Source organism: Mesorhizobium sp. WSM4807 (genome assembly GCF_055811615.1).
This window is the reverse complement of the sequence record NZ_JBVVQY010000002.1, coordinates 351,621-377,278: the sequence shown is the minus strand read 5'-3', so window position 1 is coordinate 377,278 and position 25,658 is coordinate 351,621. Positions and strand designations below refer to the sequence as shown.

The window sequence follows — 25,658 nt, the reverse complement described above, 5'->3', positions numbered from 1 at the left end:
ACTCATCCTCTGTTTGTGTTTAGGAATTTGATTTGCCCGGCAAGCCAGCGCAGGATCATCACCGTGATCATCAGGATGCCCCAGACCGCCGTCGCAAGATGCTGGTTTGCGCCCATCAGATTGAGTCCCGAGGACAGAAGCTGGAGCACGACCAGCGCAACGAAGACCGGGATCACCCGACCGAAGCCGCCGAACGGATTGACCCCGCCAAGGAAGCAGGCAAGCACGGTGATGAGCAGGTAAGACTCGCCGTGGCCGACACGCACCGAATTGAAGCGCGCCAGCATGATGATGCCGGCGACCGCGCACATCGCGCCGGACAATGTGTAGACGAGAACCTGCACCTTGCGCGTATTGATACCGGAATAGCGCGTGGCCTCGATATTGGAGCCTATCATGTAGGTGTTGAAGCCTAGCTTCATGCGCGTCAGCAAGACGTGCCAGATCAGCACGCAAGCGATGAAGATGAGCAACGGCACCGGGATGCCAAAAATCGAACCGTAGCCGATCGGCGCCAGGAAGCCGGGAATGCCGGACACGTCGCCGCCGCGCGTCAGGAATTCGCCGAGACCGCGCAGGAAGATCATCATCGACAGCGAGACCAGGATCGGGTGAGCCTTGGTGTAGGCGATGACGAGCCCCATGATCAGCCCGCTCAGTGCGCCGACCGCGATGGCGAGGACCGAGCCAAGCACAAAGGCGCCGATGCCCGCGTCGACGCCTCCCTGGCTTTGCAGGACCCAAGCCAGCGTCAGGCCGGCCATGTTGGCCGTGAAGGTGATGGCCAGATTCAGGCCGCCGGTCAGGATCGGCAACAGCATGGCGAGTGTGAGGAGGCCGAGTTCCGGCAGCTGGAAGGCGACGGATCCAAAGGTAGCGCGGGAAAGAAAGTTCGGCGCGGCAAAGCCGAACACGACCATGACCGCCACGAACGCGGCAAACGGACCTGCAAGTTCGGGGCCGAGCGCGTTGCGGACGCGTTCAATCAAAACCGTCATGAAGGCACCCGTCGGCTTTTCAGGAACGGCAGCAGGCGTTCGATGCTGGTATTCGAAAGCGTGATTGCGGCGAGAATGATGGCGCCGACGATCATCTTGAACGCGAAAGGCGACACACCCATCAAATTAAGTCCGTTCTGGGTAATCGAGACCAACAGAACGCCCAGAATGCAGCCGAGCACGCTGCCCTTGCCGCCGCCGAGCCGCGCACCGCCAAGAACTACGGCTGCCAGGACGTCGAGTTCGCGCCCATAAAGGGCATTCGGCACAACCTCCTGCGCGTAATGCGCTTGGACGAGACCGGCGATACCCGCCATCAGGCCAAGCCAGCCGAAGGCGATAAATTGCATGGCGCCGATATTGATGCCGAAGCGGCGCGCGCCCTCCGGGTTGTCGCCAAATGCGTAGAGCTGGCGACCAGTGGTGGTGCGCGTGATCAACACCCAGGTCGCGAACACGCATATGGCCATAATGAGCACTGGCAGGGTGATCTCCGCCCAGCTGCCATCAGCCATCTCTCGCTCGAACAGCACGACGCGGGTGGTGAGCCAGTCCGGCAGATTGTAAATCGACACGCCGCCTGTGAAGAACATCAGCAAGCCGAAGAAAATGTTGAAAGTCGAAATCGTGGCGACGATCGAGATGATCCTGAACCTGTGGATCAGGAAGGCGTTGATGCAGCCCAACGCGACGCCCAAGGCGCCAGCGATGATGAGGCCGATAATCCAGTTCCCGCCGCCGATCCAGCCAAGGACGGTCGCCGCCAGATATTGCACAACGGAGGCGGCAACCGCGAAGGAGATGTCAATGCCGCCGGCAATCAGCACGACGAGCAGGCCGACGGCGAAGATGATGTTGACCGAGCTGGTGTTCAGAAGGTCAAACGCGTTGCCGAGGGTGAAGAACCGGTCCGTCGCGAACGAAAGGAAGACGCAGATGACGGCGATAACGGCGAGCAAAGCCAGTTCCGTTGCGTGGGAGCGGACAAACCTACGCATAGACCGCCTCCTCGATCGCCTGGAGGGTCGTAGCGCCCGGCGTAAATTCGCCGACAATGCGACCCTGAGCCATGTGCAGCACACGGTCCGCGTTGAAATAGACTTCAGGCACCTCGTCCGAGATCAGGATAATGGCCAGGCCGCTGTCCGCCAGCTTGGAAACGATGTCGAAAATGCCGGCGCGCGCGCCGACATCGACGCCGACCGTCGGTGCGTCGAGGATAAGCAGCTTCGGGTCGGTCGCCAGCCATTTTGCAATGGCGACACGTTGCTGATTTCCCCCTGACAGGGTCGAGATCGCGTCGTCCTGCTTTCCGATCCTGACCCCGAGATCCCTTATCCAGCGATTGACCAGAGATTGCTTGCGATCGCTCGAAATGAAACCGCCCGTAAGGATCTTGTCCAGCGAGGCGATGACCATGTTGTCGGCGATTGCCTGGGGCTGAATGAGACCGAGCGACAGCCGGTCTTCCGAAAGATAGGCGACGCCGGCGGCGATCGCGTCACGGTTGGAACCGAAGCGAACGGGTTTGCCATCCAGGACGACAGAGCCCGATTTCGGCTTGCGCATGCCAAACAATGTCAGCGCCAATTCGGTGCGCCCTGCCCCGAGCAACCCGGTGATGCCGAGCGTCTCGCCGCGCCGGACCGTCAAGGACACGTCGTCGAATTCGCCGGGCCGCGACAGTCCCTTAACCTCAAGCATGACCGGGCTCGTGCTCAAATCGCGATGCAGGACGGAATAGTCGAAGGTCTTGCCCGTCATCAACTCGGTGATGCGCGATTGGGTCAGGCCTTTGGTTGGATAGACGCCAACGAGCGCGCCGTCGCGCAGCACGGTGACGCGGCTGGAGATTTCGAGAACCTCCGCCAGGCGATGACTGACGAACACAACGGCGACGCCCGACGCCGACAGATTGCGCACAATGTCCAGCAGATAGTCGGTTTCGGATTGGGTGAGGGACGCCGTCGGCTCGTCCATGAAGACGAGCTTCGCCTCGCCGACGAGGGCGCGCGCGATTGCTACGATCTGCCGCTGTGCGATGGGAAAGTGGTGGAGTGCTAGATCGACATCGAGGGTAACACCAAGACGTTGCAAGGCGTTGATCGCGACACGGCGCATCTCGGCATAGTTCACCAGCCGCGGCCAGCGGCCGATGACTGTCTGGAACGCGATATTCTCGGCGACAGTCATCTCGGGAAACAGGGCGAGGTCCTGCCAGATGACCTGAATTCCGCCGGCCTGCGCCGTAACCGGCGACATATGGGAGTAGCTCTGGCCATCATAGTCGATCACGGCGCCCGCCTCGGGCTTGTACACGCCCGTAATGACCTTGATCAGCGTGCTCTTGCCGGAGCCGTTCTCGCCGGCCAGGCAATGCACCTCGCCCGGCAGCACCTCAAAGCTGGCATTCTTCAGCGCCTTCACGCCGCCGAACGTCATATTGACGTTGCGGAGCGACAGCAGCGGCCGTGATGCGGCGCCATCGAGTGCCTGATCAGCCATCGAGTTGAAACCCTGGATCCAATCGCGTTTGCAATCCTGCAGCTGGGCCGGCTCGACGCCGGCCCAGCTGCCATTAGCTTGAGCCTTACAGGCCCATCGCCGCGAGATCGTCGACAGTGTCCTTGTTGATGGGGACCAGCTGATCGACGATGATGTTACGGTTTTCGAAGTCCGGCTTGACTGTCCCTAGCCCTTCGATCGTATCGCCGTCCTTGATCTCGTTGCCCTTCATGAGATGGTCAGCCAGCGTGACGAAAACCTCGCCCGCCTGCTTCGGATTCCACATGAAGCCGCCGGAGATCGCGTCGCTTTTGATGAGCTTCCGGCCCTGGCCTGGCGAGAATGGTCCGAGCACGAAAATTTCGCCCACCTTCCGGCGCTCTTCGATTGCGCGGCCAGCGCCGATCGGGCCTTGGCTGCCGAAGGCGAGGAAACCCTTCAAGCCTGGATTGGCGGAAATCAGGTCAAGCGCAGTGCTGCGACTCTTGTCTACATCCTCGGCGACGCCATAACGTTCGCCGACAAGCTTCATCTCCGGGTTGTTCTTCTTCAGATATTCGATTGCCGCATCGGCCCAGGCATTGTGCAGCGGCACCGTCAGCGAGCCGACGAACACTGCGTACTCACCCTTGCCGCCCATCTTCTCCGCCAGGAGCTTGGCATGAGCCTCGCCGAAGCCGGTCGCGGACGCGAGTTCGAAGTCCCAGTCGGCGCCCTTCTGGCCAGGCGATTCATGCGTGATGACGATGATGCCGGCGTCCTTGGCCTTCTGCAGGACTGGTTCAAGCACTTTCGCATCATTCGGCACGACGCCGATGACCTTGACGCCCTGCGCGATCAGATCCTCGATGGCGCGAACTTGCAGTGCTGGATCAGCGCTGGTCGGGCCGACCATGAATGCGTCGATCCCGAGCTTCTGGCCGCGCTCCTTGATACCCGCCTCCATTGCGTTGAACCACGGAATGCCGCCGATCTTGACGACGACGCCGACCTTGCCGGCCTGCTGTGCCATCGCAGCGAATGATCCGCCAATCAAAAGGGTCGCGGCAAGCGCCGCGATCATGAGCTTTTTCATCTGTACTCCTCCCATAACGTTCCTAGTGGGAACACACTCGAGCCGTCGAACGACGGCGGCCGTTAGAAACCTCCCCGAAAGAGACGGGGCACTTCCCCATCGATCATCCACCGGTTTTCGCTTGCACAATCGATGGTGCAGAAACTATTGTGCATCGAGAAGCTCTCGTCAAGCGGGATATTGCTCTAAATAGACGCGCCGGAGGCGCCAGATGGATCAGCGGGTCAAGAAGAAGGCGACGATCTATGACCTATCCGTGCTATCGGGCAGTTCGCCGTCGACCGTGAGTGCCGTCCTGAACGGCACTTGGCGCAAGCGCCGCATCAAGGAAAGTACGGCGCAAACAATTCTCGGCCTCGCCGAACTCCACCAATACACCACCAATCTGCAAGCGCGAGGCTTGCGACGCTCGCGATCGGGCCTGGTCGGCCTGATGCTGCCCGTCCACGACAATCGCTACTTCTCCTCCATGGCGCAGACGTTTGAGGGGCATGTGCGCAGCCGCGGCCAATGCCCGGTCGTGGTTAGCGCCAGCCGTGACCCGGAAGAGGAACGCCGGACCGCGGAGACGCTGATCTCCTATTCAATCGACCAGCTCTTCATCGTCGGCGCCACCGATCCGGACGGTGTGCACGAGGTCTGCGAACCGGCGGGGCTGAGGCATATCAACATCGACCTGCCGGGAGCGAAGGCGCATTCGGTGATCAGCGACAATTATGGGGGCGCACGGATGCTGACGGAAGCAATCATCCGCCGCTTCGGCAATGATGATCCTCTGCGGCCGGACGAGCTGTTTCTGTTTGGCGGCCGCAACGACCACGCCAGCCGCGAACGCATCGCCGCTTTCCATGCGACCAAGAAGGCATTGCTGGGCGCCGACCCTGAAGACGGTGTGCAGTCCTCCGGGTATTCGCCTGATATAACTTTGCGTGCCTTTGAGGCGTTTTACCAACGCCATGGCAAGCTGCCGCGCGCGCTGTTCATCAATTCGTCGATCAATATGGAAGGTCTGCTGCGTTTCATGGCGGGCCGGCCGGCGGAGATGTTTAGTGAGCTCGTCGTCGGTTGCTACGACTACGATCCGTTCGGCTCCTTCCTGCCCTTCCCGGTAATCATGGTACGGCAGAATGTTGAGGCGATGATTACGAAGGCGTTCGAGCTGATCGATGAACCGACGACGACGCCACAGACCTTCCTGATTGCGCCAGAGTTGATCCAGCCCAGGTCTGCGCTGAAAGGGCCGCTCGACACTCTGAAGGATATAGCGTGAGTGCGAAATGGCGCGACAGGGTGACCCTGCACGCCCTGAGATTTCAATGGCTTATCATGCCGATCGGCATTGAGACCGATGCCGAACCGCCGCAGAATCTCTTCTCCGAAAGTGCCGCCGGCCGCCATCTCCTGGCTGCTTCGCTCACAGTGATCCCATGTTGGACCCACGGTCGCCATCACCCGTGCAAATCACGAAGTGTCGCCGTCTTTACTGTGAGCCCAATACGGGGCACGTGGGCGCAGGCAAAAGACCAACGGCAGCGAGCATTAGAAGCGATAACGGACTCCAAGAGTGTTCGCATTAGAACCCTCTTTCATATCGCCAATTGTACCATCGGCGCCGGATCTATGATGGAGCTGGTAGACAAGTTCGACATTGGGAGCTTGCCTGACTCTGAACGAAAGCTCCGCACCAACGAAGCCGAGGAACGATGCATCGCCATCGTAGCGGATTTCGCGATCGCGCTCGATCTCGGTAGGGCCTGTAACGGCACTGAATCCAGCGGTCAGTGCGGGCGCAATCGCCAAATCACCAATGACAAGGCCCTGGTGGCGAAGTCGCGCTCCGACCCAAAGTTCGCCGGACGTATCATCGTCTTCGCCAAATCTTATGGCCGCGCCGGTGACGCCACCAAGAACGAAACCAGCGCCTATATCGACGAGATCGCGACCGTATGCGGCCCCGATTATATAGTTGTCCGTGTAGTCGGCACCAAAAACGTTGATCGTATCCCCGAAGGCCCCGCTCGCAAACACGCCACCAAAGACATAGACATCATTCTTCGTCGGCAGACCCTCTGTGAAAGGATCTTGGGTCGCAAAATAGATAAAGGGAGAATTGTCATCGGCGAGTCCAGAACTGACTGAAATGCTCAAGATCACCGCAGCCAGGGCCACTTGCAGTCCCCGCATAGACAAGCTCCGAATCAATCCATTTCCATCGTTGGCAATTGCACAGGGAAAAACAAGGTACGAATTGGTTTATCGCCGAAATACTGGATGCGGGTACATCCTAATGGCTCGAACCATTCTTTAGGCTTTGCCGGGCGCGCGCAGGTGACCTTCGCCACAGGCCGTAACGGCGCAGTCTTCGGCCGCCGGCCTAACAGTAATGGCATCAGCCTATACCAATTCACGTCCGTTGCAGCGTTCGACTGACCCGATCATCTGCTGGAGTTCCATCATTGATGGATAGGATTCCTGTGCGCCTTTTTTCCGGACGGCAATCGCCGAAGCCGCGACGCCCCAGCAAGCGGCGTCGTAGGCGGACTTGCCGTCGAGCAAGGCGACGGCCATCGCCGCGATAAACGCGTCGCCTGCACCCGTCTTGTCGATCACATCGACCGGCGGGGCGAGAATTTGCATTGCGTCGTGATCCAGTGCGAGAAAGCAGCCACCGTCTTCGAGCTTAACGCATGCTATCTCCGCCCCGAGCGCATTCAGTTGGAGCGCCGCTCGGGCCGCATCGTCATTGGTGGCGATCGCCAGGCCAAGCAGATCCGAAGCCTCCTGCTGATTTGGCGTAATCGCGCAGAAGCGACAGAGTTGCGACCGATCGATTTGGTCGGCGAATGTCGGGTCGACCAGGACTCTGAACCCACGTTCTTGCGCCGTCGCGAAGGCGGCATTCAGGACTGGCAAGGGAATTTCAAAGTCAGCAACGAGTATCGATCGATCAGGAGAATTCCTGATCGCTGCCACGACGTTGTCAACGGCCGCGTCATTCCAGGACATGTTGGCATTGGACGCGGATAGAATGGCTTTCGTGCCGTCCTTCGGAACCGCCACGATAGCAACGCCAGTGGGGACGTCGCGGGCGACGCCGACGGACCCGAGGTCGAGCTCCGCCGCCTTCAGCGGACCGACTGCGATCTCCGCGAACTGGTCGTCGCCGACGCGCCCGATAAGCCTCATCGGAACGCCGAGGCGATGGGTGAAATACGCAACGTTGGCGGCTTTGCCGCCGGCGCGTTGGGCGAAGCCGCTGGCCCTGACGGTGCCGCCATCGCCAAGGGAACCCTGAACGTCGAACTGCAGATCGGCATTGATGCTGCCCAGCGAGAGCACGATCGGGCGCGGCAATGAAACCTCCTCAACCATTTCGTGCGGAAGTGAGCGACTGACCCAGGAACTCGTGAACAGACGGAGGGTTCCGGGGTCGGGCCGGCGGAACGGGCTGGTGCTTATTGCGATGGCCAAGGAACCCGCCGCCGACCAGATCGTTTGCGATCTGACCCAGACTAATCGGAACGGAGGCAGACATGCTCGACATGCCGCATGCTCGCAACTGCGACGCGCACATAGCCGGTCGGCACTCCGCTTGGGTCGGAGCATGCCAAGGCCGGAGCACCCGATACTTATCCGTTCGGGTTCTAGACCAGCGTTATGCTGCGTGACGTTGACTATGTCCTGCGAAAACTCGACTGGATGCACGCCGAAGGCATCTGGCCCAACGGCCTGCGCTATCTCTGGACCGATGCTTTTGGGGTCGTGCTCTATGTCTCGCTTTACAAGGAGCTCGGCGAGAAACGTTGGCTGGGTGAGGCTGAACGGCTGGTGGCGGAGGTCGAGCGTGTGCTCGGTCGGCTGCGCGGATTGAGGATCGGCGAAGCGGCAGATCGCGACGGACAGTATTTCCACTACCTGGCGATGTGGCTGTTCGCCTTGGCGCGGCTCGGCGATCTGAAACCGCGATACCGCGCGCGCGGCATTGAGCTGGCGCGCGATATCCATCCGGCCTTCGTGATCCCCGGCCGCGGCGTGATCTGGAAAATGCAGGAGGATTTAAGCGGTCCTTATCCCGGTTACGGTCTCGGCAGCATGGACGCCTACGATGGTTACGTCTCCTACCGGATGCTCGATGAAGACGCACTGGCACCCGAGATCGCGCAGATGCATGACCTGATGGAGCGCGACTGGCGCACCCTCGACATCGAACAGGATCTCGGCCTCGGCATGATGCTGTGGCTCGCCCACTTCTTTCCCGCCGAGCCATGGGCCAAAGCGCAGACGAAACGTTCGCTGCGGACTTTGGAAACGATGTGGGTCGACCCGCCGGGCTATTTCAGCCGCGCGCCGTGGCTGCCCGATATGAAGTTCGCCTTCACCAATTACGGCGTGTCGCTGGGCCTGCAGGCCGCCGGCGTCTGGCCCGAGCGTATCGGGAGGTTGAACACTTTCTTCGAGAATTGGCGCTCCGGCGACGAATACGAGCGCGAGGCGATCACCTGGGTGATGGCTTGCACCTCGCATCTTCCCGGTGCGTTTGTAGCTTCCGGACGGCCAAACGACGACTGAGGACGGTAAATCCGGAACGTTTTCGCGCCGGCGCGGGTTTGTCGATGGAGATGCATCGAAGCGTATGGGACGCCGGTGAAATGGCCATTCTTTCGGGAAAACCGGGAAGCTGCTGGGTGGCGGCAGCCACCGCCACGAACTATCCCCCGCTCGAGGGCTCGATCCATGCCGAGGCCGTTGTCGTGGGCGCCGGGATTGTCGGGCTTACGACGGCGCTTCGCCTCTGCGAGGCCGGTCGGTCGGTGATCGTCGTCGAAGGCCTGCGGACAGGCGGCCAGGTGACCGGCCGCTCAACGGCCAAGATCACGACGCAGCACGCGCTGATCTATCGCCATCTCATCGACACTTTCGGGCGGGACCCGGCGCAGACCTATGCCGATGCGAATTCCGCCGGCGCCGTCCAGATCCGGGAATGGGTTCGCAACTATGCCATTCCCTGCGACCTCGAGGCCAAGAACGCCTATACCTACACCTGCGATGCAAGCCGGCGCGCGGAGATCGTGGCCGAGGCAGAGGCCGCGCGCCAAGTTGGGCTGGACGCCGATGTTCTGAAGCGCGCGCCGCTGCCTTTCGAAACGGCCGCCGCTCTGCGTTTTTCCGACCAGGCTCAGTTCAATCCGGCGATGTATCTGGTTGGCCTGGCTCAAGCGGTGACGGCCCGTGGCGGACTCATTTTCGAAAACAGCCGCGCGATCTCGATCGGTGAGGCAAGCCGCTGGCGCGTCGTCACCGACAGCGGCACCGTTCACGCCGAGCATGTGGTCGTCGCCACCAACATGACGGTGAAGAGCCCCGTCGGAATGGCGAACCGCACCCAGCCGCGCTGCCACACCGCCATGGCGTTTCGGGTCGATGACCCTCTTGCCGTCGACGGCATGTTCATCGGCATCGACGATCCGACGCATTCCATCCGCACCGGCCGCGACGCCGAAGGCCCACTGCTGATCACGCTCGGCCCCAAGTTCGACACGGGCCAGGACGGCGACGTGGCGAAACGGTTCGTCGAGCTGGAACAATGGGCAAGAATGAACCTTCCAGTTGGGGACGTTGCGTGGCGCTGGTGTAACGAGGACTATGATACGGCCGATAGAGTTCCGTATGCCGGCGAACCCGATCCGGCCAAAGCCTCCGGTTTTCATATCGCCACGGGATTCAACGCCTGGGGCATCACCAATGGAACGGCCGCAGGCACGATGATCGCGGATTTGATCTGCGCTCGGTCGAGCCCATGGCAAAGGCTCTATGACCCGGCGCGGTCTTATCCCGAGGACTTTCATAAGAATGGCCGCAGCCAATCGATTGTCTCAAGCCTCGACGACATCGTGCCCGGCATGGGCGGTGTGATCGTCAGGGGTGACGAAAAGATCGCGGCGTGGAGAGACACTGAAGGGGTACTCCACCCCGTTTCGGCGACATGCACCCACAAGGGCTGCACAGTGACCTGGAACAACGCGGACAACACCTGGGATTGTCCTTGCCATGGCTCGATTTTCGCCGCCGACGGTTCGGTCATCCACGGCCCGGCTCGAAAACCGCTTGCCCCGGCCGCGCTGTAAAAAAGGCGGCGACTGACACGGCCCGGTGTTACCGTGCGTAGGTTCCGACCAGCTCAGTCTGCTCCAGCGCATGCTTCTGGGCTTCCTTCCAGACAGACTGCACGCCCGCCTGTGCCGGCACGCTGAGGCTCGGCACGTCGAGCGCGGCCAGCCGGAAATGATAATGATGGACGCCATGCCCCACTGGCGGCTGCGGGCCGTCGTAATAAGCATTGCCGAAATCGTTGGTGCCTTGGCGAAGTGCCGACGGACCTGGCTTGCCATCCTGCGCCTCGGCGAGTTCGCTGGCATCGGGCGGGATATTGAACACCGCCCAGTGCCCGAAAACCCCGCTCGGCGCGTCGGGATCCTGCACGACAAGAACAAGGCTCTTGGTACCGTCCGGAACACCGGACCATTTTAGCGGTGGTGAGACGTTCTGGCCGTCACGGGTATACCTTTCAGGGATTTTCCCGCCAGCCGGGAACGCCGGGCTGATAAGGGTAAGTGGCATTTCTATTTCCTCAAAGAAGCGTTACGGGCGAGACTGCCGAGATTCCTGCGCTGTTTCACGCCGCTTGCTGAGCTTCCGCGACGCGCCTGATTTCTGCTGGCAAGGATTCCCAAACCTTGGTCATCTGCCCCTCTCCCACATGGTGAGCGAGCACCTTGGATACGACCCTGAATGCATCCTTGGAAGCGACCGGTCGGGTGAATTCCAGCTCCGCCTTGATTTTGGCTAGAAACTCGTCGAGCGATCGCAACTTCTCAGGGGTCTTGGAAGGCTGATATTGGTCGTAGTAGGCGCCGCGCACGAGGATCGGCAGCTGGGAGCCGAGGTGGGCTGCAAGGTCTGGTTGCATGCGGTCCCGCAGGGCGTGGAGCACCGCTCCAAGAACATGCCATGCGATCTGCCGATCCGGTCCCATCTCGGCCATGATCTCGTCGAGCCAGATGTTTGTGGTCTGCAGCGTCTTGTCGAATACGTCGAGTCCGGTGGCGCTCATCGAAGCCTCCTTTTTCTGCTGTTCGAATGACTCATTGGACGAAACGGTCTTGGTCGGCTGTTGTTCCCGTTGCCAGCGTAAAGACCGCCTTCGCGAAAGCGTGTGACCTATTCGGCCAAGCCTTACACTCGCCAAGCTTATGCTCAACGCGTTCTCGTCAAGATCTGGCCCGTCAAGATTTGGCCGTGGCCACGGCAACGAAAAGCGATTGCCCTTGCCTGTTGATGCGGAACAATATGGGCTTGTTCTGCTGGCGGGATTTCGTCCACTCCTCTTGTATATCCGACGGCTGTGTCACATCCCGGTTATTGGCTGACACGATCACATCGCCCGCGCGGAGGCCGTTTTGGTCGGCGAGGCTGTTCGGCGCCACTTCTTGCACGAACAACCCGGCGGTGCCCGGCTGAAGTCCGAGCTGCTGGCGCGCCTCATCTGGGATCGGACTGAGCGACAGTCCGAGCCGTTGGTCCGGCGCTTCTTCCGGTCCCGGAACGGCACCGGTCTGTTCCTCCTCATCGTCACGCTGGCCGACGGTCAGAGCTATTTCCTGTTGGCTGCCCCCGCGGTTCCTTGTCAGCGTCGTCTTTGTCCCCGGCCTTCGGCTCGCAACCGCGAGCGTCAGATCGTGGACGTTCTGGATGTCCTTGCCGTTAAAACGCGTAATCACGTCTCCCGCCTGTATGCCTGCCTGCTCTGCCGGACTGCCGGGCTCGACGGAAGCGACCAGCGCTCCTTTGCTGCCAGCTACTCCAAGCGCCTCGGCAATCGACGGCGTGACCTCCTGGAGGCGTACTCCGATGAAACCGCGCTCGATCCTGCCGGTGCGGATCAACTGGTCGACGACGTTCCGGGCGGTGCGGGATGGTACCGCAAAGCCAATCCCTATGCTGCCCCCTGTGGGAGATACGATGGCCGTATTGACCCCGATCACTTCGCCGCGCGCATTGAACAGGGGACCGCCGGAATTGCCGCGATTGATTGAGGCGTCGGTCTGGAGAAAGTCGTCGTAAGGACCGGCATTGATGTCGCGCGAACGGGCCGAAAGCACACCGACGGTGACGGTCCCACCGAGCCCGAACGGACTGCCGATCGCGATCGTCCATGCGCCGGGTTGTACTGCATCGGAGTCACCCCAGGCGGTCGTTATCATGTTGGGCCGTGGGTCGATCTTCAGCACCGCGATGTCGGTTGCCGGATCCCGGCCGGCGAGCCGCGCAGGCAAAGTCTGCTTGTCGGAGAATACGACATGGATTTCGCTTGCATCGGCAACGACATGGTTGTTGGTGACGATGTACCCATCGGGGCTGATCACAAAGCCGGAACCGAGAGCCTCTCGCACCTGTGGTTGCGCCGGTCCGAGGCCGGGCCCACCGAAAGGATTGAAAAAGTCATCCAGCGTCGCCTGGTCCTGGATGATCTGTTTGGTCGTTATTGCGACCACGGCTGGAATTTTCTCGCGCACGATCGCCGTGAAGTCGTTCGGGATTTCCTGGGCTGCGAGCGGAGCAAGGCCGCCCGCTGGGAATATCAGAATTGCGGCAATCAGGCCGGCGCAGAGTCTTTTGTTTAATACCGGAAACATGGTCTGCGACTCCTCCAGCGCTCAGTGATCAAGCATGCGACGGCTCCAGCCAGCAGTTCACCAGCGGATTACGACAACCTTGTCGTTCCCGTTGGCGAGTTCGACGGCTTCGGTGCCGTCCGGCTTGCGGCTTTCGATCCGGGCACTTTTTACTGTTTCTATGCCAGCAATGTTGGCCGCAAAGGCCTCGTCAATCTCGGCAGCACAGACCAGAGTATCCGGTGGCATATCCTTCACTTGGTCCATCAACTCGCGAAGCTTCATGGCGAACCTCCTTGGCACAGCCCCGGATTCTTTCGGCCGCACATTCCAACCATGTGCCTCCAGAAAAGTTCCCTGACGAGATTGCGGGAATGTCACGGGATGAACTCTGCGCAAGGTCTCTCGTAGAGCCCGAGAGAACGGTCTTTGAATGCCACGACCCGAACCCGGAAATTCATCGGAACTTCCAGCCCGCAATCCGGTTAGGTGGGCAAGGCTTTGAAGCGGATTAAGTGAAAGATGATGGCCCCAGTGATTGGTGAAATCCGCATTCGACTGCCAGGATCGCCTCGTATCCCATTCACCCGATGCTCGTCCCGCTTCCAGACCTGCGCTGGACCCCGAAACAAGGAGGAACTCTATGGTGACCATGAAAGCAGTCCGTGTTCATAGGTTTGGCGGACCAGAGGTTCTGTCGCTGGATGAAGTCCCGATGCCTCAGCCCCGTGACGACGAGGTCACGCTCAAGGTCTGCGCAGCGAGCGTCAATCCCGTCGACTGCAAGACCCGCGAGGGTTCGGCGGGCGGGGACCTGCCCGTTACGCTCGGCCGCGACGTATCGGGCGTGGTGGAGCTGTGCGGCACGCGGGCGCATACGTTGAAGAAGGGCGATCCGATGTTTGCGATGCTTGGCAACGACCGCGGTGGCAACGCCGAATACGTCGTGGTCAAGGCGACGGAAGCGGCGGCAAAACCGGAACGTCTAAGCCATGTGGAAGCCGCCGCCGTGCCGCTTGCGGGGACTACAGCATGGCAGGGCCTTTTCGACCATGGCGACCTCAAATCCGGGCAGCGGGTTCTCATCCATGGCGGCGCCGGCGGTGTCGGACATCTGGCGATTCAGTTTGCCAAGGCTGCGGGCGCATTTGTCGTGACAACCGTTGCTGCCGAAGATTTCGATTTCGTCCGCGAGCTTGGCGCCGACCAGGCCGTCGACTACAAGAGCCAGCGCTTCGAGGATGAGGTCGAAGACATCGATATGGTTTTCGATCTGGTCGCGGGCGACACACAGGACCGCTCCTGGAGTGTACTGAAGCCCGGCGGGATACTTGTTTCCACCGTTTCTGAGCCCTCGGCCGAACAGGCACACCTGCATCAGGCGCGTGGCGTTTCTTATCTGGCTGAGCCAAATGCGGCGCAGCTTGCGAGGATCAGCCACCTCATTGACGCCGGCAAGGTAACTCCGTTCGTGCAGGCGACTTATCCTCTGGAGGAGGTCGCTAAGGCCGAGGAACGGCTAGAGAGAGAGCATACGCGCGGCAAGATCGTGCTTCAGGTGGCCGCCTGAGCCCGGATGCTCGAAGTTCAAGTTCAAAGTGAACCAATTCTGCGGACAAGCCGTGCTGACGGGCAACTGACTGCGGACCGCATTCAGCCATTACGAGCAGAAGCTGCTTGGCGCTGATTCATCCGTAAGTGCCGATTAATTCCGCCTCACCCAACATGTTTTCACGGGCAGCCTGCCACACGACCAGGGCATCGGGCTCCGGGCCGATGGGAAGATTGGCAATGCCAAGGGCCGCGAGCCTGAAGCGGTAGGTGTGTGGCTTACCGCCCGGATGCTGGTCGGGTCCATCGTAGAGAAGATTACCGAAATCATTGAAGCCATGAGGCAGGTCCTCGGTTCGCGCTTTGGAACTCCGACCTTCGGCCAAATGACGCCGGTCTCCGCCGATGTCGTAGACGACCCAATGCCGGGACGCCTGTGACGGTGCATCCGTATCTTCCATGACGAGCACGTAGCTGTGAGTGCCCGGCGGCGGATCGCTCCATTCCAGAAACGGAGAGAGATTATCGCCGCGCCGGGCATGACGATCCGGAATCGGCTGGCCGTTCTGAAAGGCGGGACTGGTCAAAGTGAACGCCATCACTTTCTTCCTTGCTCGGCTAGACTCGTCGAAATAGAGGCGCTGGGCGCTCTCGTAGCTGCCTTCTTCCATCAGACGATCCCAACAACCACAACCGGCTATTGTTCCTCCGAGAGCGATGCATATGTGGTGGTATGGATCGTATGAGCGCGGGCCGTGTTCCCATGAAGTCGAGCTTCATCCTGGTCACCCTTTAGATGGGGTCCGCTCGAATTCGTGCTCGCCGACAATGAGCCCCGACCGGGCGAGCATGAGGTCTTCACCCGGCCGCTCTGAAAGCACGGCATCGGCTCCACCATCCACTGCGTTGCAGGCAAATGCCACCAGCACCTGGCGGCCAGTCGCGAACGAGAACGATCAAGACTTGTCGTCACCGTTCTGCGCTGGCCTCAATGCACAAACCTTGCCCTCAGCCAAGCCAGAAGTCTGTTGCCGGTAATTGTCCGGCGAACTCTGGCGGCAGCCCATCGCGCTTGCATCGTAGCACCGACGTGGCAGTGACAGACGATGTTGTGCAACTGCCAGTCACTGAGTTCGAAGAAGCGCTTTGCCTCACCGTAGGTATCATCTTTCAGACCCATGGCGCGCAGCACCGGATCCTCATAGGCAACGGTGATCGGCGAGCCAGCGCCACGCGCTACAGCACGGGCTTCAGGACTGAGATATTCGGTGCCTGAAAGCGCTCCAAGGCAACGCCGTGGATTTTGTTCGAGAAGCTTTGCCCAACGCTCGATCCGCTGCGTCCGAGACATGGTCGGGTATGTCGCCGAGGGCTCAACTTTTGCAATTGTCTGCAGTTGGTCGAGTGTTTGGTGTTTCATGGTCGGCTCCTTTCGATAGGTCGAAGTGCCCACGCCCTAACAAAAGATTATTGCGCTGCGACGCGCCGACAAGGCCGGAATTGGCAATGTTAGAAGTTTGCCCCTCGCACGGTTCCTATCAGGAACCTTCTCGGGGGCCTGCTTGTTTTGGCTAATGAAAGGAGAACGTCATGAGCACAAAACCACCACCCGTACCGGCAGAAAACCAGAGCCCTAAGGGTCCCGGCGACAAGAAGTCGGTTCCCGTCGACCAAACGCAGCACAGCCATTCCGCCCCAAATCCCGACAAACAGGGCCAGCAGGGCAACACGAGGGTCAATACGACCCATCAAGGCTACCAGCAGGACCGTTAGGTGATTTCATGTCCACGTCGAAGAAGACCCGCGCCAGCATCCGTCATGGCGGTCCTGGCGCATCGCACGAAAATGCCAAGGAGCCGCTGGTGATAGAAAAGCCGCCAGCCGATTCCGATCTGCGCAGCCGCAGCAAGATCTCAGGCGGCGGAGGCGAACGCGACAGCCACCATACTCATGACCCCGAAAAGAAGGGCGGCGGCACCCGACCGGCACGCCAAGGAAGGTGAATAGTTATTCACGTCTTCGTTGAAGCCTGCGGCGTGGCGCCTCGCATTTTCGCATGAAAATCCGAGGCGCCGAACATCATCAGGCCGTCTGACTGTGAGCACCCGCCTGGCGCAGTGGTCCGGGCCCGCTGGCTCCCGGCCGGCGGGCTTTCTCGTGAGCCTACCGGCTTTTCCCGCTAGACGAGCGACAACGATGCTACTTCCGGTGGAACAGGAAGGCCCTCTGGGAGTTCATACCGTCATCAACAGGCGCATGGGCGTGCCCTTGTATGGTGCGGCAGCGCAAGAATGGGAGAACCACCATGAGCCTCGGAACCATACTCATCATCATTTTGATCCTTATCTTGCTTGGCGGGTTCAGCGGTCTGGGTGGCGGGCCGTTCTACGGCACTGGCTATTATGGCGGTGGCGGCCTCGGTCTCGTGCTGCTGATCTTGATTATCCTGGTCCTTCTCGGACGCATTTAGTGCCCGCACGATTAGGTGGACAAACTTCAGCGTTGATCCGGTGTCGCTCTAATGCATGTCGCGCAAAAGTGCGCAGCGGTTTTGCGATAACGACATGCATGAAAACAACAACCTAAAGCGCGTCGCGTGAGGTCGGTTGAGGTCGGTCGAACGCGACGCGCTTTAGGCCTCGTCCGGGAATGTCGCCGCGGCTGCGGGCAAAGGGGCGCACGTGATTGTCCCGACGGAACCGAAATCGCTCAAGGGCATTATGTCCGCTGTAGAAATCCACGAGAATGGCGCCCATACGTGAACTTCGTTGAACAAGCCGATATCGGCCTCGGAGTTCCGGGGATTCCGACTGCCGATCTGATGCAGGCACTGCCCGTCGCCATCTACACCGTCGACGAACAGGGACGTATCACCTTCTTCAACGAAGCCGCAGCCGAGCTCTGGGGCCATCGTCCTGTTGTCGGTCGGCACCTATGGTGCGGCTCGTGGAAGCTTCGTCACCTGGACGGTCGGGATATGGCTCATGGCGAGTGTCCGATGGCCGTGGCGCTGCGCGAAGGACGGGATGTCTCCTGGGACCAGGCGATTGCGGAGCGGCCGGATGGCGAACTCGTCCCATTCAGGGCTCACCCACGCCTGCTTCGCGACGAAGCGGGCAATGTTGTCGGTGCGATCAACACGCTGCTCGACCTGCGCACGCAGACGCTGGGCGATGAAGCCCGCATGCGTCTTGCCGCCATTGTCGAGTCGTCGATGGACGCCATCGTCTCGAAGGACATGAATGGCATTATCACCAGCTGGAACGACGCTGCAGAACGCCTGTTTGGCTACACGCCTGCCGAGGCGATCGGCCGGCCGGTGACGATGCTCATTCCGCCCGATCGTCTCGACGAGGAAGTCTCGATCATCAGCCGCATCCGCGCCGGCGAACGCGTCCCCTCCTATGAGACGATGCGACTGCGCAAGGACGGCACGCTCGTTTCCGTCTCGCTCACCGTCTCGCCGATCCGCGACGCCATCGGGAGGGTCGTCGGCGCCTCCAAGATTGCGCGCGACATCAGTTCCCACAAGGAGAACGAACGGCGCATCCGTCTGCTCATGCGCGAAGTCAACCATAGGGTGAAGAACCAGTTCTCGGTCATCATCTCGATGATCCGCGAGACCAGCAAGCTGACGAGCACACCTGAGGCTTTCCTCGGGCAGGTCCGGGAGCGCATCACGGCGCTTTCGGAATCCCATGATCTCCTGGTCAATGCCGAGTGGCGCGGCGCCACGGTCGGCGAACTCATCAAGGCACAGCTCAAGGCCTTTGCAGCGCAGTCCCGCGTATCGAGGGCCGGGCCAATGCTGATTCTGCAGCCGAATGCCGTGCAGTATCTCGGCATAGCCTTTCACGAACTCGCCACCAATTCGGCAAAACATGGAGCGCTGTCCTGCAACGGCGGACGCGTCGAAATCGATTGGAATGTGGTCCCTGCCGGCGACGGCGCCGACACCTTTCGACTGGTCTGGCGTGAGTTGGACGGGCCGATCCTGGACGCTGTCAGGGGGCGCGGTTTCGGAGCGGTCGTCCTCGAGCGCGTGGCGCCACAAGCGCTCAGCGGCAGCGGGCGGCTGGAGTTCCACGAGCAAGGCGTCACCTGGACGCTCGAGGCGCCGCTGCATTTCGTCCAGGCGTCAATGCAGGATAACGCGGCCGATTGAACGCGCCCGGGAAGCTGAACGCTTCCCTCCGACCGACTGTGCTGACGCTCAGCCGGACCTATTGCGTTCGGTCCGGCTGGCGAAGATAGAGCAAAACTGCCCTGTCCTCCAGAACGTCGAGGTTGCCTCTCCCAGGCAAAGCATCGCGATGAACTGAGAGCCGATGGACGTTAGCCAATTCGAAGGCGGCCAGGCTGTCGAATTCCATGGCTGCCCCGTAGAACTGGGCGGCTTGCAACACCAGGCATTCGATGTCTTCAAGCGCAACGTTTTCGGCGAGATTTCGCAGCCGCACGGTCTCAGCCACCGCAGTGACATTGACTATCCCCTTGCACCGGGCGGCTGCCCACACTTGCCGGTCGACGTCGTGACACAAACGAACCGAATAACCGTCTCTCATGGAGAACCCTCCTTTCAGGAGCGGTTTGTCCCTCGGGATCAGCATGCGCCAGATCGGCTCTAATAACAAGCTGAAATCCAAAAAATTGCCTGTAAAATCAACTAGTTAGCATATCACGCAGGATACGCAATCGACGCCTCATATTAACTCCGGGCCTTTCACGCCAACGGCTTATTGACCGACCTTGACGCACACTCAGCCTTTCCCTAACTCTTAGCTAAATACTAACTTTGAGCGGCTGGAGGCAGAAATGGCCGAACTGGAAAGACCCGAACGACTGCAGATCATGCTGACTGCTGATGAATTGGCTGCACTGGAAAACTGGCGTTTCGAAAGGCGCATGCCAAGCCGATCGGCGGCCGTCAGAGAGTTGCTGCGGCGAGGTCTCCGCGCCGACGGATTTTTGATCGCGGCACAAGGTGCCAAGTCACAGGATTTTGGAATTCTGCCCAATTCCGGGATTGTTGATGGACCGTCTCGCGACTAAAGCGCGTCGCGTTCGACCGGCCTCACGCGACGCGCTTTAGGTTGTCGTTTTATGCATGTTGTTATCGCAAACCGCTGCACACTTTTGCGCGATATGCATTGGCCGTCTCGCCAGATATAGCCGGCTTCAAAGTGGACTAAAGGTAACCGACGGCAAGCAGATGAAATGCTAGGCCGGCACAAACAGGCATTACCCACGGTCGGTGGCGGCCTGGCCATCAATTACAGCCTCGAAAAGTCGGGGGACACCGGGGAATCAAGCGCTGCCCGAACAGGCTCTGGCGCCGCGCTACATGCTGTTCAGGAATTCGATGATAGCGCGCCTCTCCTCGGCATTGTTGAAGCGCTGAACCATTCGTGTGCCGCCCACCATGGCAGTCGGATTCGCGAGGTAGGTTTCCAGCGTCTCGGACGTCCAGGTGACGCCGGAGTCGCGCAGGGCGGGCGAGTAGTTGAAGCCTTCGACGTTGGCGGCGGCGCGGCCGACGACGCCCTGCAGGTGAGGTCCGGCACCGTTCCGGGTGGTCGCGATCTGGTGGCAGGCCCCGCAGCGCTGCCGGAACAGGCGCTCTCCTGAACCGGGATCCGCCTCCTGGGCAACGGACAGATCCGTTGCCCAGCTTGCTGCAATCATCGTCAAGGCAGGTAGTACGAGATTCCTCATCCTTCCATGCCCTTCAGGTCGAGCTTCGAGAGGGGCAGGCTGCGGATACGCTGGCCCGTGAGCACCGAGGCGGCATTAACCACCGCCGGCGGCACGCCGGGCAGGCCAGGCTCGCCGATGCCGCCCATCGGCGCACCGCTTTCGACGATGCGAACATGCACGCGCGGCATGCGGTCTGGCGGCAGGATGGGATAGCCGTCGAAATTGCGCGCCTGCGGCATGCCGTCGACATAGACGACTTCCTCCAGCAGCGCCGAGGACAGGCCAAGTGCGACCGCCGAGTTCACCTGTGCCTCGATGATGGCCGGATTGACGATGCTTCCGGGATCGATGGCCACCCAGATCTGGTGCACGACAACCTCGCCGTCGCGCAGCGAGACTTCGGCGATCGTCGCCACCTCGCTGCCGAAGGGCGAGGCCATCGCGACGCCGCGCGCGCGGCGGCTGCCGTCCTCTGCCGCGAAGGGACCGCGCTTCCAGCCCCCGGACAGATCGGCGACTGCCTGCAGAAGATTGCTGTGGCGCGGGCTGTCCGCGAGAAGCCGCAGCCGCAGTTCGTAGGGGTCCTGCTGACCTGCGTCGGCCATTTCATCGAAGAACGTCTCGTAGAAGAAGTCGTTCATCGAATGACCAACCGACCGCCAGAAGCCGATGATCGCCGGGTCGTCGACGTGAACCTGGCCGACGCGCCGGTTCGGAATCGCATAGATTTTACCCGCGATGCCTTCGACGGCAGAGCTGTCCACCTTGTCCGGCTGGCGGCCGAACCAACGTCCTGTCGGACCTTCACCCACCGCAACGGCATCCAGAGCGACCGGCAAACCGTCGCCGTCGAGACCGGCGCGGAAACGGGCGACCCCCATTGGTCTCAACGTGTCGCGCAGGAATTCCTCCTCGCGGCTCCAGATGAGCTTGACGGGACGACCTGCCGCCTTCGCTAGCAGGATCGCCTGCGGGAACGGATTGGCCGTCTGATAGAGGAAATGCCGCCCGAAGAAGCCGCCGAGCATAGGGGAGTGGATGATCACCTTGCCCGGCTCGATGCCCGCGACCTTTGCAGCCTCGGCCTGGAACATCTCGGGCGCCTGGTTTGGGATCCAAAGCTCGAGAGTCCCGTCCGCATTCCAATGCGCGATCGCCGAGGGCGGCTCGAGCTGCCCGTGCACGAGGTAGGGAGCGTCATAGGTCGCCTCCACAATCCGCGCTGCGCCGGCAAGGGTGCCTGCGGCGTCGCCTACCTGCTCGAAAGCGACGCCGTCTCCGGGTGTCGACTTCAACATTGCCTTGTGGGTCTCGGAGGAGAAATCAGCCGGCATGGCGCGAGGCGCTGCAGCCGCAGGCTCCGTCCAGGTCACCTGCAGAGTTTCCACCGCGCGGCGCGCTCGCCACCAGCTGTCGGCGACGACCGACACGGCCCCAGGCAAGCGGTGAATCGAGTGCACGCCGGGCATGGCCTGAACCTCGGCCTCGTTCGTCAAGGCGCCCGGCTCCCCGCCGAGACGCGGGCTGTGCTGGACGGCGGCGTGAAGCATACCGTCCACCTTGAGGTCGATCGCATACTGCGCGCGTCCCGTCGACTTCTCGCGCCCGTCGAGCCGGCGAACGGGCTTGCCAATCCAGCGGAAATCGTCGCGGGATCGCAGCACGACATCCGTCGGCACCGACAGATCGGCGGCCGCATCGGCGATCTCGCCGTAAGGGATCGCCCGCCCGGACGCTGCATGGACCACGCGGCCCGGTTCGGTGGATAGGTCCGAGATGGACAGCCCGAGCCGCGCAGCCGCTGCCTGCAGCAGCATCTGGCGTGCCGAGGCGCCGAGCTTGCGCATGGTCTCGTAGCTCATGCGCACCGACATACTGCCGCCGGTGAAGCGGCCGCCGCCGGTCAGGAGATAATCGGGACCGGGAGGCGCTCCCTCGACCGTGAAGTTCACGGGATCGACATCCAACTCCTCACCGACAATCTGCGCCATGGCGGTGAAGATGCCCTGTCCGCCCTCGATGAAGGCACTGCGGAACAGCACGGTGCTATCAGGGCGGATTTCCAGAAAGGCACTGACGCGAGCTCCGGGCGTGATGGATACGGCGGCCTGCGCCCGGGCGCTTCCGACTGGCACCGTGACGGATAAGACGAGCGCTGCGGCGCCACCGAGGAAGCTGCGGCGCGAGATGTTGAGCGGACCGTCCTCGCTGCCTGTGGACCAGTGATTCCAACTAGGAGTCATGTCGTTCATAGTTTCCTCCTCACGCCTGGGCGGCCTGCCGGACGGCAGCCGAGATCGCGTTGTAGGTGCCGCAGCGGCAGAGGTTCACCATCGCGCCGGCGATGTCGTCCTCGGTGGGCTGCGCAGTCTGCTTGAGGAGCGCTGTGGCAGCCATCACCTGGCCGGACTGGCAGTAGCCGCATTGCGGCACCTGATTGGCGAGCCACGCCTCGACCACCTTCCGGCCCTCGGTATCCTGCTCGATCGCCTCGATCGTCGTGATCGCCATCCCGACGACGCTGTCCACCGTCGTCACGCAGGATCGCGTGGCCTGTCCGTCGATCAGCACCGTGCATGCGCCGCACTGGGCGACGCCGCAGCCATACTTCGTGCCGGTCATACCCAGGGTTTCACGTACTACCCAGAGCAGCGGCGTATCCGGTTCGACGTCGACCTGAAATGTCGAGCCGTTAATGGTCAGTTCCATGGCCTTCACCTTTTGGTTCGCGAGAAAGCCAACACGACTGGCTGTTGGCTTGTCGGACCTGCAGGGTAGCCGCTCCCGATCAAGAGCATTAGGGTCGTTAATTCGCTTGCATTGATCGATGGGAGACATAAATCTTCAGCGATCAGTTTGGGAAACGGTATGGCCAAGGAAGACTTCAACGACCTTTTGTGGTTCCTGGCCGTTGCCGAGGAAAAGAGCTTCACGCGCGCCGCCGCAAAGCTCGGCATCACGCAGTCCACCCTCAGCCACACGATCAAGCGGTTGGAAACGCGTATGGGCATTAGGCTGCTCACGCGCACGACCCGCAGCGTGGCGACGACCGAGGCCGGCGAGCGCCTACGGCAGTCGCTTGCACCGCGTGTTGCGGAAATCGAAGCGGAGATCGCCTCGCTGATGGAGTTCCGCGATAAGCCTGCCGGAACAATCCGGCTGACCCTTTCGGATCACGCGTTCGACAGCCTCGTCTGGCCGAAGCTCAGGCCGGCGCTCGCAGATTATCCCGACATCAAGCTGGAACTGAGCATCGACAACGGGCTGCGCAACATCGTCGAAGATGGGTTCGACGCGGGGGTACGGTTGGGTGAAAGCGTCGAGAAGGACATGATTGCGATCCGCATCGGTCCGGACTGGCGCATGGTGGCGGTCGCGTCTCCTGACTATTTCGCCGAGCATCCTCCGCCTCGCCACCCGCAGGAGCTGATTGGGCACAACTGTATGAACATGCGCCAGACTCGTGGCGGCGGGCTCTATGCCTGGGAATTCGAAAAGGACGGTCATGAGCTTCGCGTCCGGGTGGATGGGCAGCTCACCTTCAACGCCTCCTACGCCATGGTCGATGCGGCTTTGAAGGGTTACGGCATCGCCTTCGTGCCGGAGGACCTCGTCGACCGTCACATCGCATCTGGCAATCTCGTGCAGGTGCTCGATGACTGGTGCCCGAAATTCCCGGGCTACTACGTCTATTACCCGAGCCGACGGCAGAACCTCCCGGCCTTCAAGGTCATCGTCGATGCCCTCCGCTATAGCGGGGCCTGAAAGCGCTACGGCCTCCTCCAGCGGTCGCTCAACATGGCGGAAGCGCCATTTGATATGCCGGCCTGATCATCCGCTGACCTCGTGCCCTGCCGCCCTTAAGGGTTCGTACGCTTCTCGAAAATCTCCCGCGCGACCGGCGCTGCCGAAAATGCATTCGGCCAACCGGCATAGTATGCGAGATGGCTGATGACCTCGGAGGCCTCCTCGCGGGTCAGTCCGTTCTTCATGGCGCGGTTCAAGTGGAACGGCACCTGAGCGACCTGGCCGGCAGAAATCAGCGCGCTGACCGTGACCAGGCTGCGGTCACGCGGCGCAAGGGCCGGGCGCAGCCACAGATCGCGGAACAGCACCTCGCGGGTGTCTCGCACCAGGCCCGGAGAGGCCGGGCCGGTGGTCTGGTCGACGCTCGCGGCACGCCGGGCCTCCTTTGCCTCATCGAGCGGAAGCAGCATCGGGGCGGCTGCCGGAAGCTGGTTGGCGCCGATGCCTCGCTCGGCATAGACGGGCCTGGCCGCATCGACCGCCGCCATGGCATTGCCCCAGCCTGCGTAGAAGGCGAGATGCGTGATGATCTCCGAGAGTTCGGCGGGTTTGACCCCGTTGTCGAGCGCGCGGCGGATTTGCTCGGGCATAAGACCCGTCTGGTTGCGCGTAATGACGGCCGCGACCGTAACGACACTTCGGTCGCGCGCGGACAGGCCCGGCCGCGCCCAGAGGCGCTACGGACGAGACATCGTCATTGGCGCCTGAAGCTGCATTACCGGCGACAGGTGCAACGGTCATGGCCAGCGCAAGAGCCGCAACGGATTTCATGATCATCTCCTTACGTCTCGGGTTCGGGATCAGCGGTACTGGTCGTCGGTGACGGGCTCGATCCACTCGACGACATTGCCGTCGCGCGCAGGCGTTATCGCGATGTGGCTCATGGAGCTTTCGGCGGCTGCGCCGTGCCAGTGCTTCACCCCGGGCGGGGTCGAAATGACGTCGCCGGGCTTGATGGCGATCTTCTCTCCGCCTTCTTCCTGGACCCAGCCCGCACCCGCCGTAACGATCAGCGTCTGGCCTGCCGGATGCGTGTGCCAGTACGAGCGAGCGGCCGGTGTGAACTCGACCAGGCCGCCGCCGGCACTGCTGTGCTCGTTGGGCGCGAACAGCGGCGTGACCGTGACGGTGCCGGTGAACGTTTCCGCAGGACCCGGAACGGAAACGCGTGACCCGTTGGGCGAGACCTGCATTGCCTGAGCCTGGGCGGCAGCGGAAGTGAGCAGCACCAGCGTCGTGGCAATCAAAGGCAGGGCATTCGTCATCGTCTTTTCTCCATTTCATGAGACGTTCAAGTGCCAGCGCACGGCAAGTCCTTCGGTCTCTGCGTCGCGCCGGACCGGTTGCTATACA

Annotated in this window: 27 protein-coding genes and 2 pseudogenes; 11 read left to right on the top strand and 18 right to left on the bottom strand. The window is 61.4% G+C overall.

Annotated elements, in window-relative coordinates; genetic code table 11:
* Nucleotides 1-2: 2 nt before the first annotated feature.
* The 4 genes from AC0L3N_RS04070 to AC0L3N_RS04055 form a co-directional block, all read right to left on the bottom strand.
* Nucleotides 3-998 (bottom strand): ABC transporter permease, encoded by a 996-nt coding sequence (locus AC0L3N_RS04070; protein ID WP_473545788.1) that lies wholly within the window; start codon nt 996-998, stop codon nt 3-5.
* On the bottom strand, nt 995-1,996 hold the full coding sequence (locus tag AC0L3N_RS04065; protein WP_473526346.1) for an ABC transporter permease: 1,002 nt from the start codon (nt 1,994-1,996) through the stop codon (nt 995-997). The genes AC0L3N_RS04070 and AC0L3N_RS04065 overlap by 4 nt, the downstream gene beginning before the upstream one ends.
* Nucleotides 1,989-3,503 carry a sugar ABC transporter ATP-binding protein gene (locus AC0L3N_RS04060; RefSeq protein WP_473545786.1) on the bottom strand — a complete coding sequence of 505 codons (1,515 nt, stop codon included), beginning with the start codon at nt 3,501-3,503 and terminating at the stop codon, nt 1,989-1,991. Before AC0L3N_RS04060 ends, AC0L3N_RS04065 begins: the two co-directional genes overlap by 8 nt.
* Before the next feature lie 85 nt (nt 3,504-3,588).
* Nucleotides 3,589-4,578: a substrate-binding domain-containing protein gene (locus AC0L3N_RS04055; RefSeq protein WP_473545784.1), complete on the bottom strand. Its 990-nt coding sequence runs from the start codon at nt 4,576-4,578 to the stop codon at nt 3,589-3,591.
* A 211-nt stretch (nt 4,579-4,789) separates the two neighbouring features.
* Between AC0L3N_RS04055 and AC0L3N_RS04050 the strand changes: the two genes are divergently transcribed.
* Nucleotides 4,790-5,848 (top strand): LacI family DNA-binding transcriptional regulator, encoded by a 1,059-nt coding sequence (locus tag AC0L3N_RS04050; RefSeq protein WP_473545782.1) that lies wholly within the window; start codon nt 4,790-4,792, stop codon nt 5,846-5,848.
* A gap of 269 nt (nt 5,849-6,117) precedes the next feature.
* Here AC0L3N_RS04050 and AC0L3N_RS04045 read toward each other — a convergent pair whose 3' ends face one another.
* Nucleotides 6,118-6,762 carry a hypothetical protein gene (locus AC0L3N_RS04045; protein ID WP_473545780.1) on the bottom strand — a complete coding sequence of 215 codons (645 nt, stop codon included), beginning with the start codon at nt 6,760-6,762 and terminating at the stop codon, nt 6,118-6,120.
* A gap of 210 nt (nt 6,763-6,972) precedes the next feature.
* Nucleotides 6,973-7,932, bottom strand: a complete 960-nt coding sequence (locus AC0L3N_RS04040; protein WP_473545778.1) for a PfkB family carbohydrate kinase — start codon at nt 7,930-7,932, stop codon at nt 6,973-6,975.
* Between the two features lie 303 nt (nt 7,933-8,235).
* On the opposite strand from AC0L3N_RS04040, the gene AC0L3N_RS04035 reads away from it, so the two are divergent.
* Complete coding sequence (locus tag AC0L3N_RS04035) at nt 8,236-9,147, top strand: hypothetical protein (RefSeq protein ID WP_473545776.1); 912 nt, start codon at nt 8,236-8,238, stop codon at nt 9,145-9,147.
* A gap of 80 nt (nt 9,148-9,227) precedes the next feature.
* Nucleotides 9,228-10,703, top strand: a complete 1,476-nt coding sequence (locus tag AC0L3N_RS04030) for an FAD-dependent oxidoreductase (protein WP_473545774.1) — start codon at nt 9,228-9,230, stop codon at nt 10,701-10,703.
* Nucleotides 10,704-10,731: 28 nt separating this feature from the next.
* Here AC0L3N_RS04030 and AC0L3N_RS04025 read toward each other — a convergent pair whose 3' ends face one another.
* The 4 genes from AC0L3N_RS04025 to AC0L3N_RS04010 form a co-directional block, all read right to left on the bottom strand.
* On the bottom strand, nt 10,732-11,196 hold the full coding sequence (locus tag AC0L3N_RS04025; RefSeq protein ID WP_473545772.1) for a YbhB/YbcL family Raf kinase inhibitor-like protein: 465 nt from the start codon (nt 11,194-11,196) through the stop codon (nt 10,732-10,734).
* A gap of 55 nt (nt 11,197-11,251) precedes the next feature.
* A complete protein-coding gene (locus AC0L3N_RS04020) occupies nt 11,252-11,689 on the bottom strand; it encodes a DUF2267 domain-containing protein (RefSeq protein WP_473545770.1) in 438 nt (145 codons plus the stop codon).
* Nucleotides 11,690-11,861: 172 nt separating this feature from the next.
* Entirely contained in the window at nt 11,862-13,271 is a 1,410-nt protein-coding gene (locus AC0L3N_RS04015) for a Do family serine endopeptidase (RefSeq protein ID WP_473545768.1), read from the bottom strand.
* 57 nt (nt 13,272-13,328) lie between these two features.
* Nucleotides 13,329-13,535 (bottom strand): sugar phosphorylase, encoded by a 207-nt coding sequence (locus AC0L3N_RS04010; protein ID WP_473545766.1) that lies wholly within the window; start codon nt 13,533-13,535, stop codon nt 13,329-13,331.
* Between the two features lie 430 nt (nt 13,536-13,965).
* On the opposite strand from AC0L3N_RS04010, the gene AC0L3N_RS04005 reads away from it, so the two are divergent.
* Entirely contained in the window at nt 13,966-14,820 is an 855-nt protein-coding gene (locus AC0L3N_RS04005) for an NADP-dependent oxidoreductase (protein WP_473545764.1), read from the top strand.
* Nucleotides 14,821-14,938: 118 nt separating this feature from the next.
* Here the strand turns inward: AC0L3N_RS04005 and AC0L3N_RS04000 are convergent, their stop codons facing one another.
* Nucleotides 14,939-15,472: a YbhB/YbcL family Raf kinase inhibitor-like protein gene (locus AC0L3N_RS04000; RefSeq protein ID WP_473545762.1), complete on the bottom strand. Its 534-nt coding sequence runs from the start codon at nt 15,470-15,472 to the stop codon at nt 14,939-14,941.
* A gap of 92 nt (nt 15,473-15,564) precedes the next feature.
* Here AC0L3N_RS04000 and AC0L3N_RS03995 point away from each other — a divergent pair.
* Nucleotides 15,565-15,673: pseudogene (locus AC0L3N_RS03995) on the top strand (DUF4396 domain-containing protein); the annotation flags it as partial.
* Nucleotides 15,674-15,789: 116 nt separating this feature from the next.
* Here AC0L3N_RS03995 and AC0L3N_RS03990 read toward each other — a convergent pair.
* A complete protein-coding gene (locus AC0L3N_RS03990; protein ID WP_095491718.1) occupies nt 15,790-16,221 on the bottom strand; it encodes a hypothetical protein in 432 nt (143 codons plus the stop codon).
* A gap of 170 nt (nt 16,222-16,391) precedes the next feature.
* Here AC0L3N_RS03990 and AC0L3N_RS03985 point away from each other — a divergent pair, with 170 nt between their 5' ends.
* The 4 genes from AC0L3N_RS03985 (at nt 16,392) to AC0L3N_RS03970 (ending at nt 18,966) form a co-directional block, all read left to right on the top strand.
* Nucleotides 16,392-16,574, top strand: a complete 183-nt coding sequence (locus AC0L3N_RS03985) for a hypothetical protein (RefSeq protein WP_095486348.1) — start codon at nt 16,392-16,394, stop codon at nt 16,572-16,574.
* 8 nt (nt 16,575-16,582) lie between these two features.
* A complete protein-coding gene (locus tag AC0L3N_RS03980; protein ID WP_123147253.1) occupies nt 16,583-16,804 on the top strand; it encodes a hypothetical protein in 222 nt (73 codons plus the stop codon).
* 302 nt (nt 16,805-17,106) lie between these two features.
* The gene (locus AC0L3N_RS03975; protein ID WP_077381102.1) at nt 17,107-17,271 is read left to right on the top strand and encodes a DUF3309 family protein; all 165 of its coding nucleotides are present in this window, start codon (nt 17,107-17,109) and stop codon (nt 17,269-17,271) included.
* Between the two features lie 288 nt (nt 17,272-17,559).
* The gene (locus AC0L3N_RS03970) at nt 17,560-18,966 is read left to right on the top strand and encodes a PAS domain S-box protein (RefSeq protein WP_473545759.1); all 1,407 of its coding nucleotides are present in this window, start codon (nt 17,560-17,562) and stop codon (nt 18,964-18,966) included.
* A 58-nt stretch (nt 18,967-19,024) separates the two neighbouring features.
* Here the strand turns inward: AC0L3N_RS03970 and AC0L3N_RS03965 are convergent, their stop codons facing one another.
* The gene (locus AC0L3N_RS03965; protein WP_473545757.1) at nt 19,025-19,447 is read right to left on the bottom strand and encodes a hypothetical protein; all 423 of its coding nucleotides are present in this window, start codon (nt 19,445-19,447) and stop codon (nt 19,025-19,027) included.
* A gap of 169 nt (nt 19,448-19,616) precedes the next feature.
* Between AC0L3N_RS03965 and AC0L3N_RS03960 the strand changes: the two genes are divergently transcribed.
* Nucleotides 19,617-19,853 (top strand): hypothetical protein, encoded by a 237-nt coding sequence (locus AC0L3N_RS03960; RefSeq protein ID WP_473545755.1) that lies wholly within the window; start codon nt 19,617-19,619, stop codon nt 19,851-19,853.
* 288 nt (nt 19,854-20,141) lie between these two features.
* On the opposite strand, the gene AC0L3N_RS03955 is transcribed toward AC0L3N_RS03960, so the two are convergent.
* Genes AC0L3N_RS03955 through AC0L3N_RS03945 form a run of 3 tightly spaced genes read right to left on the bottom strand, consistent with a single transcriptional unit; the run spans nt 20,142 to nt 23,207 of the window.
* Complete coding sequence (locus tag AC0L3N_RS03955) at nt 20,142-20,516, bottom strand: c-type cytochrome (RefSeq protein ID WP_473545753.1); 375 nt, start codon at nt 20,514-20,516, stop codon at nt 20,142-20,144.
* A complete protein-coding gene (locus tag AC0L3N_RS03950) occupies nt 20,513-22,750 on the bottom strand; it encodes a xanthine dehydrogenase family protein molybdopterin-binding subunit (protein WP_473545751.1) in 2,238 nt (745 codons plus the stop codon). The genes AC0L3N_RS03955 and AC0L3N_RS03950 overlap by 4 nt, the downstream gene beginning before the upstream one ends.
* Before the next feature lie 10 nt (nt 22,751-22,760).
* Nucleotides 22,761-23,207 carry a (2Fe-2S)-binding protein gene (locus tag AC0L3N_RS03945; RefSeq protein WP_123147249.1) on the bottom strand — a complete coding sequence of 149 codons (447 nt, stop codon included), beginning with the start codon at nt 23,205-23,207 and terminating at the stop codon, nt 22,761-22,763.
* A 159-nt stretch (nt 23,208-23,366) separates the two neighbouring features.
* Here AC0L3N_RS03945 and AC0L3N_RS03940 point away from each other — a divergent pair, with 159 nt between their 5' ends.
* Nucleotides 23,367-24,263, top strand: coding sequence for a LysR family transcriptional regulator (locus AC0L3N_RS03940; RefSeq protein WP_473545749.1), 897 nt, complete (start codon nt 23,367-23,369; stop codon nt 24,261-24,263).
* Between the two features lie 95 nt (nt 24,264-24,358).
* On the opposite strand, the pseudogene AC0L3N_RS03935 reads toward AC0L3N_RS03940, so the two are convergent.
* Both AC0L3N_RS03935 and AC0L3N_RS03930 read right to left on the bottom strand, forming a co-directional pair.
* A pseudogene (locus tag AC0L3N_RS03935) lies at nt 24,359-24,979 on the bottom strand (carboxymuconolactone decarboxylase family protein); the annotation flags it as partial.
* 126 nt (nt 24,980-25,105) lie between these two features.
* Nucleotides 25,106-25,498 carry a (R)-mandelonitrile lyase gene (locus AC0L3N_RS03930; RefSeq protein ID WP_473545853.1) on the bottom strand — a complete coding sequence of 131 codons (393 nt, stop codon included), beginning with the start codon at nt 25,496-25,498 and terminating at the stop codon, nt 25,106-25,108.
* Nucleotides 25,499-25,658 lie beyond the last annotated feature (160 nt).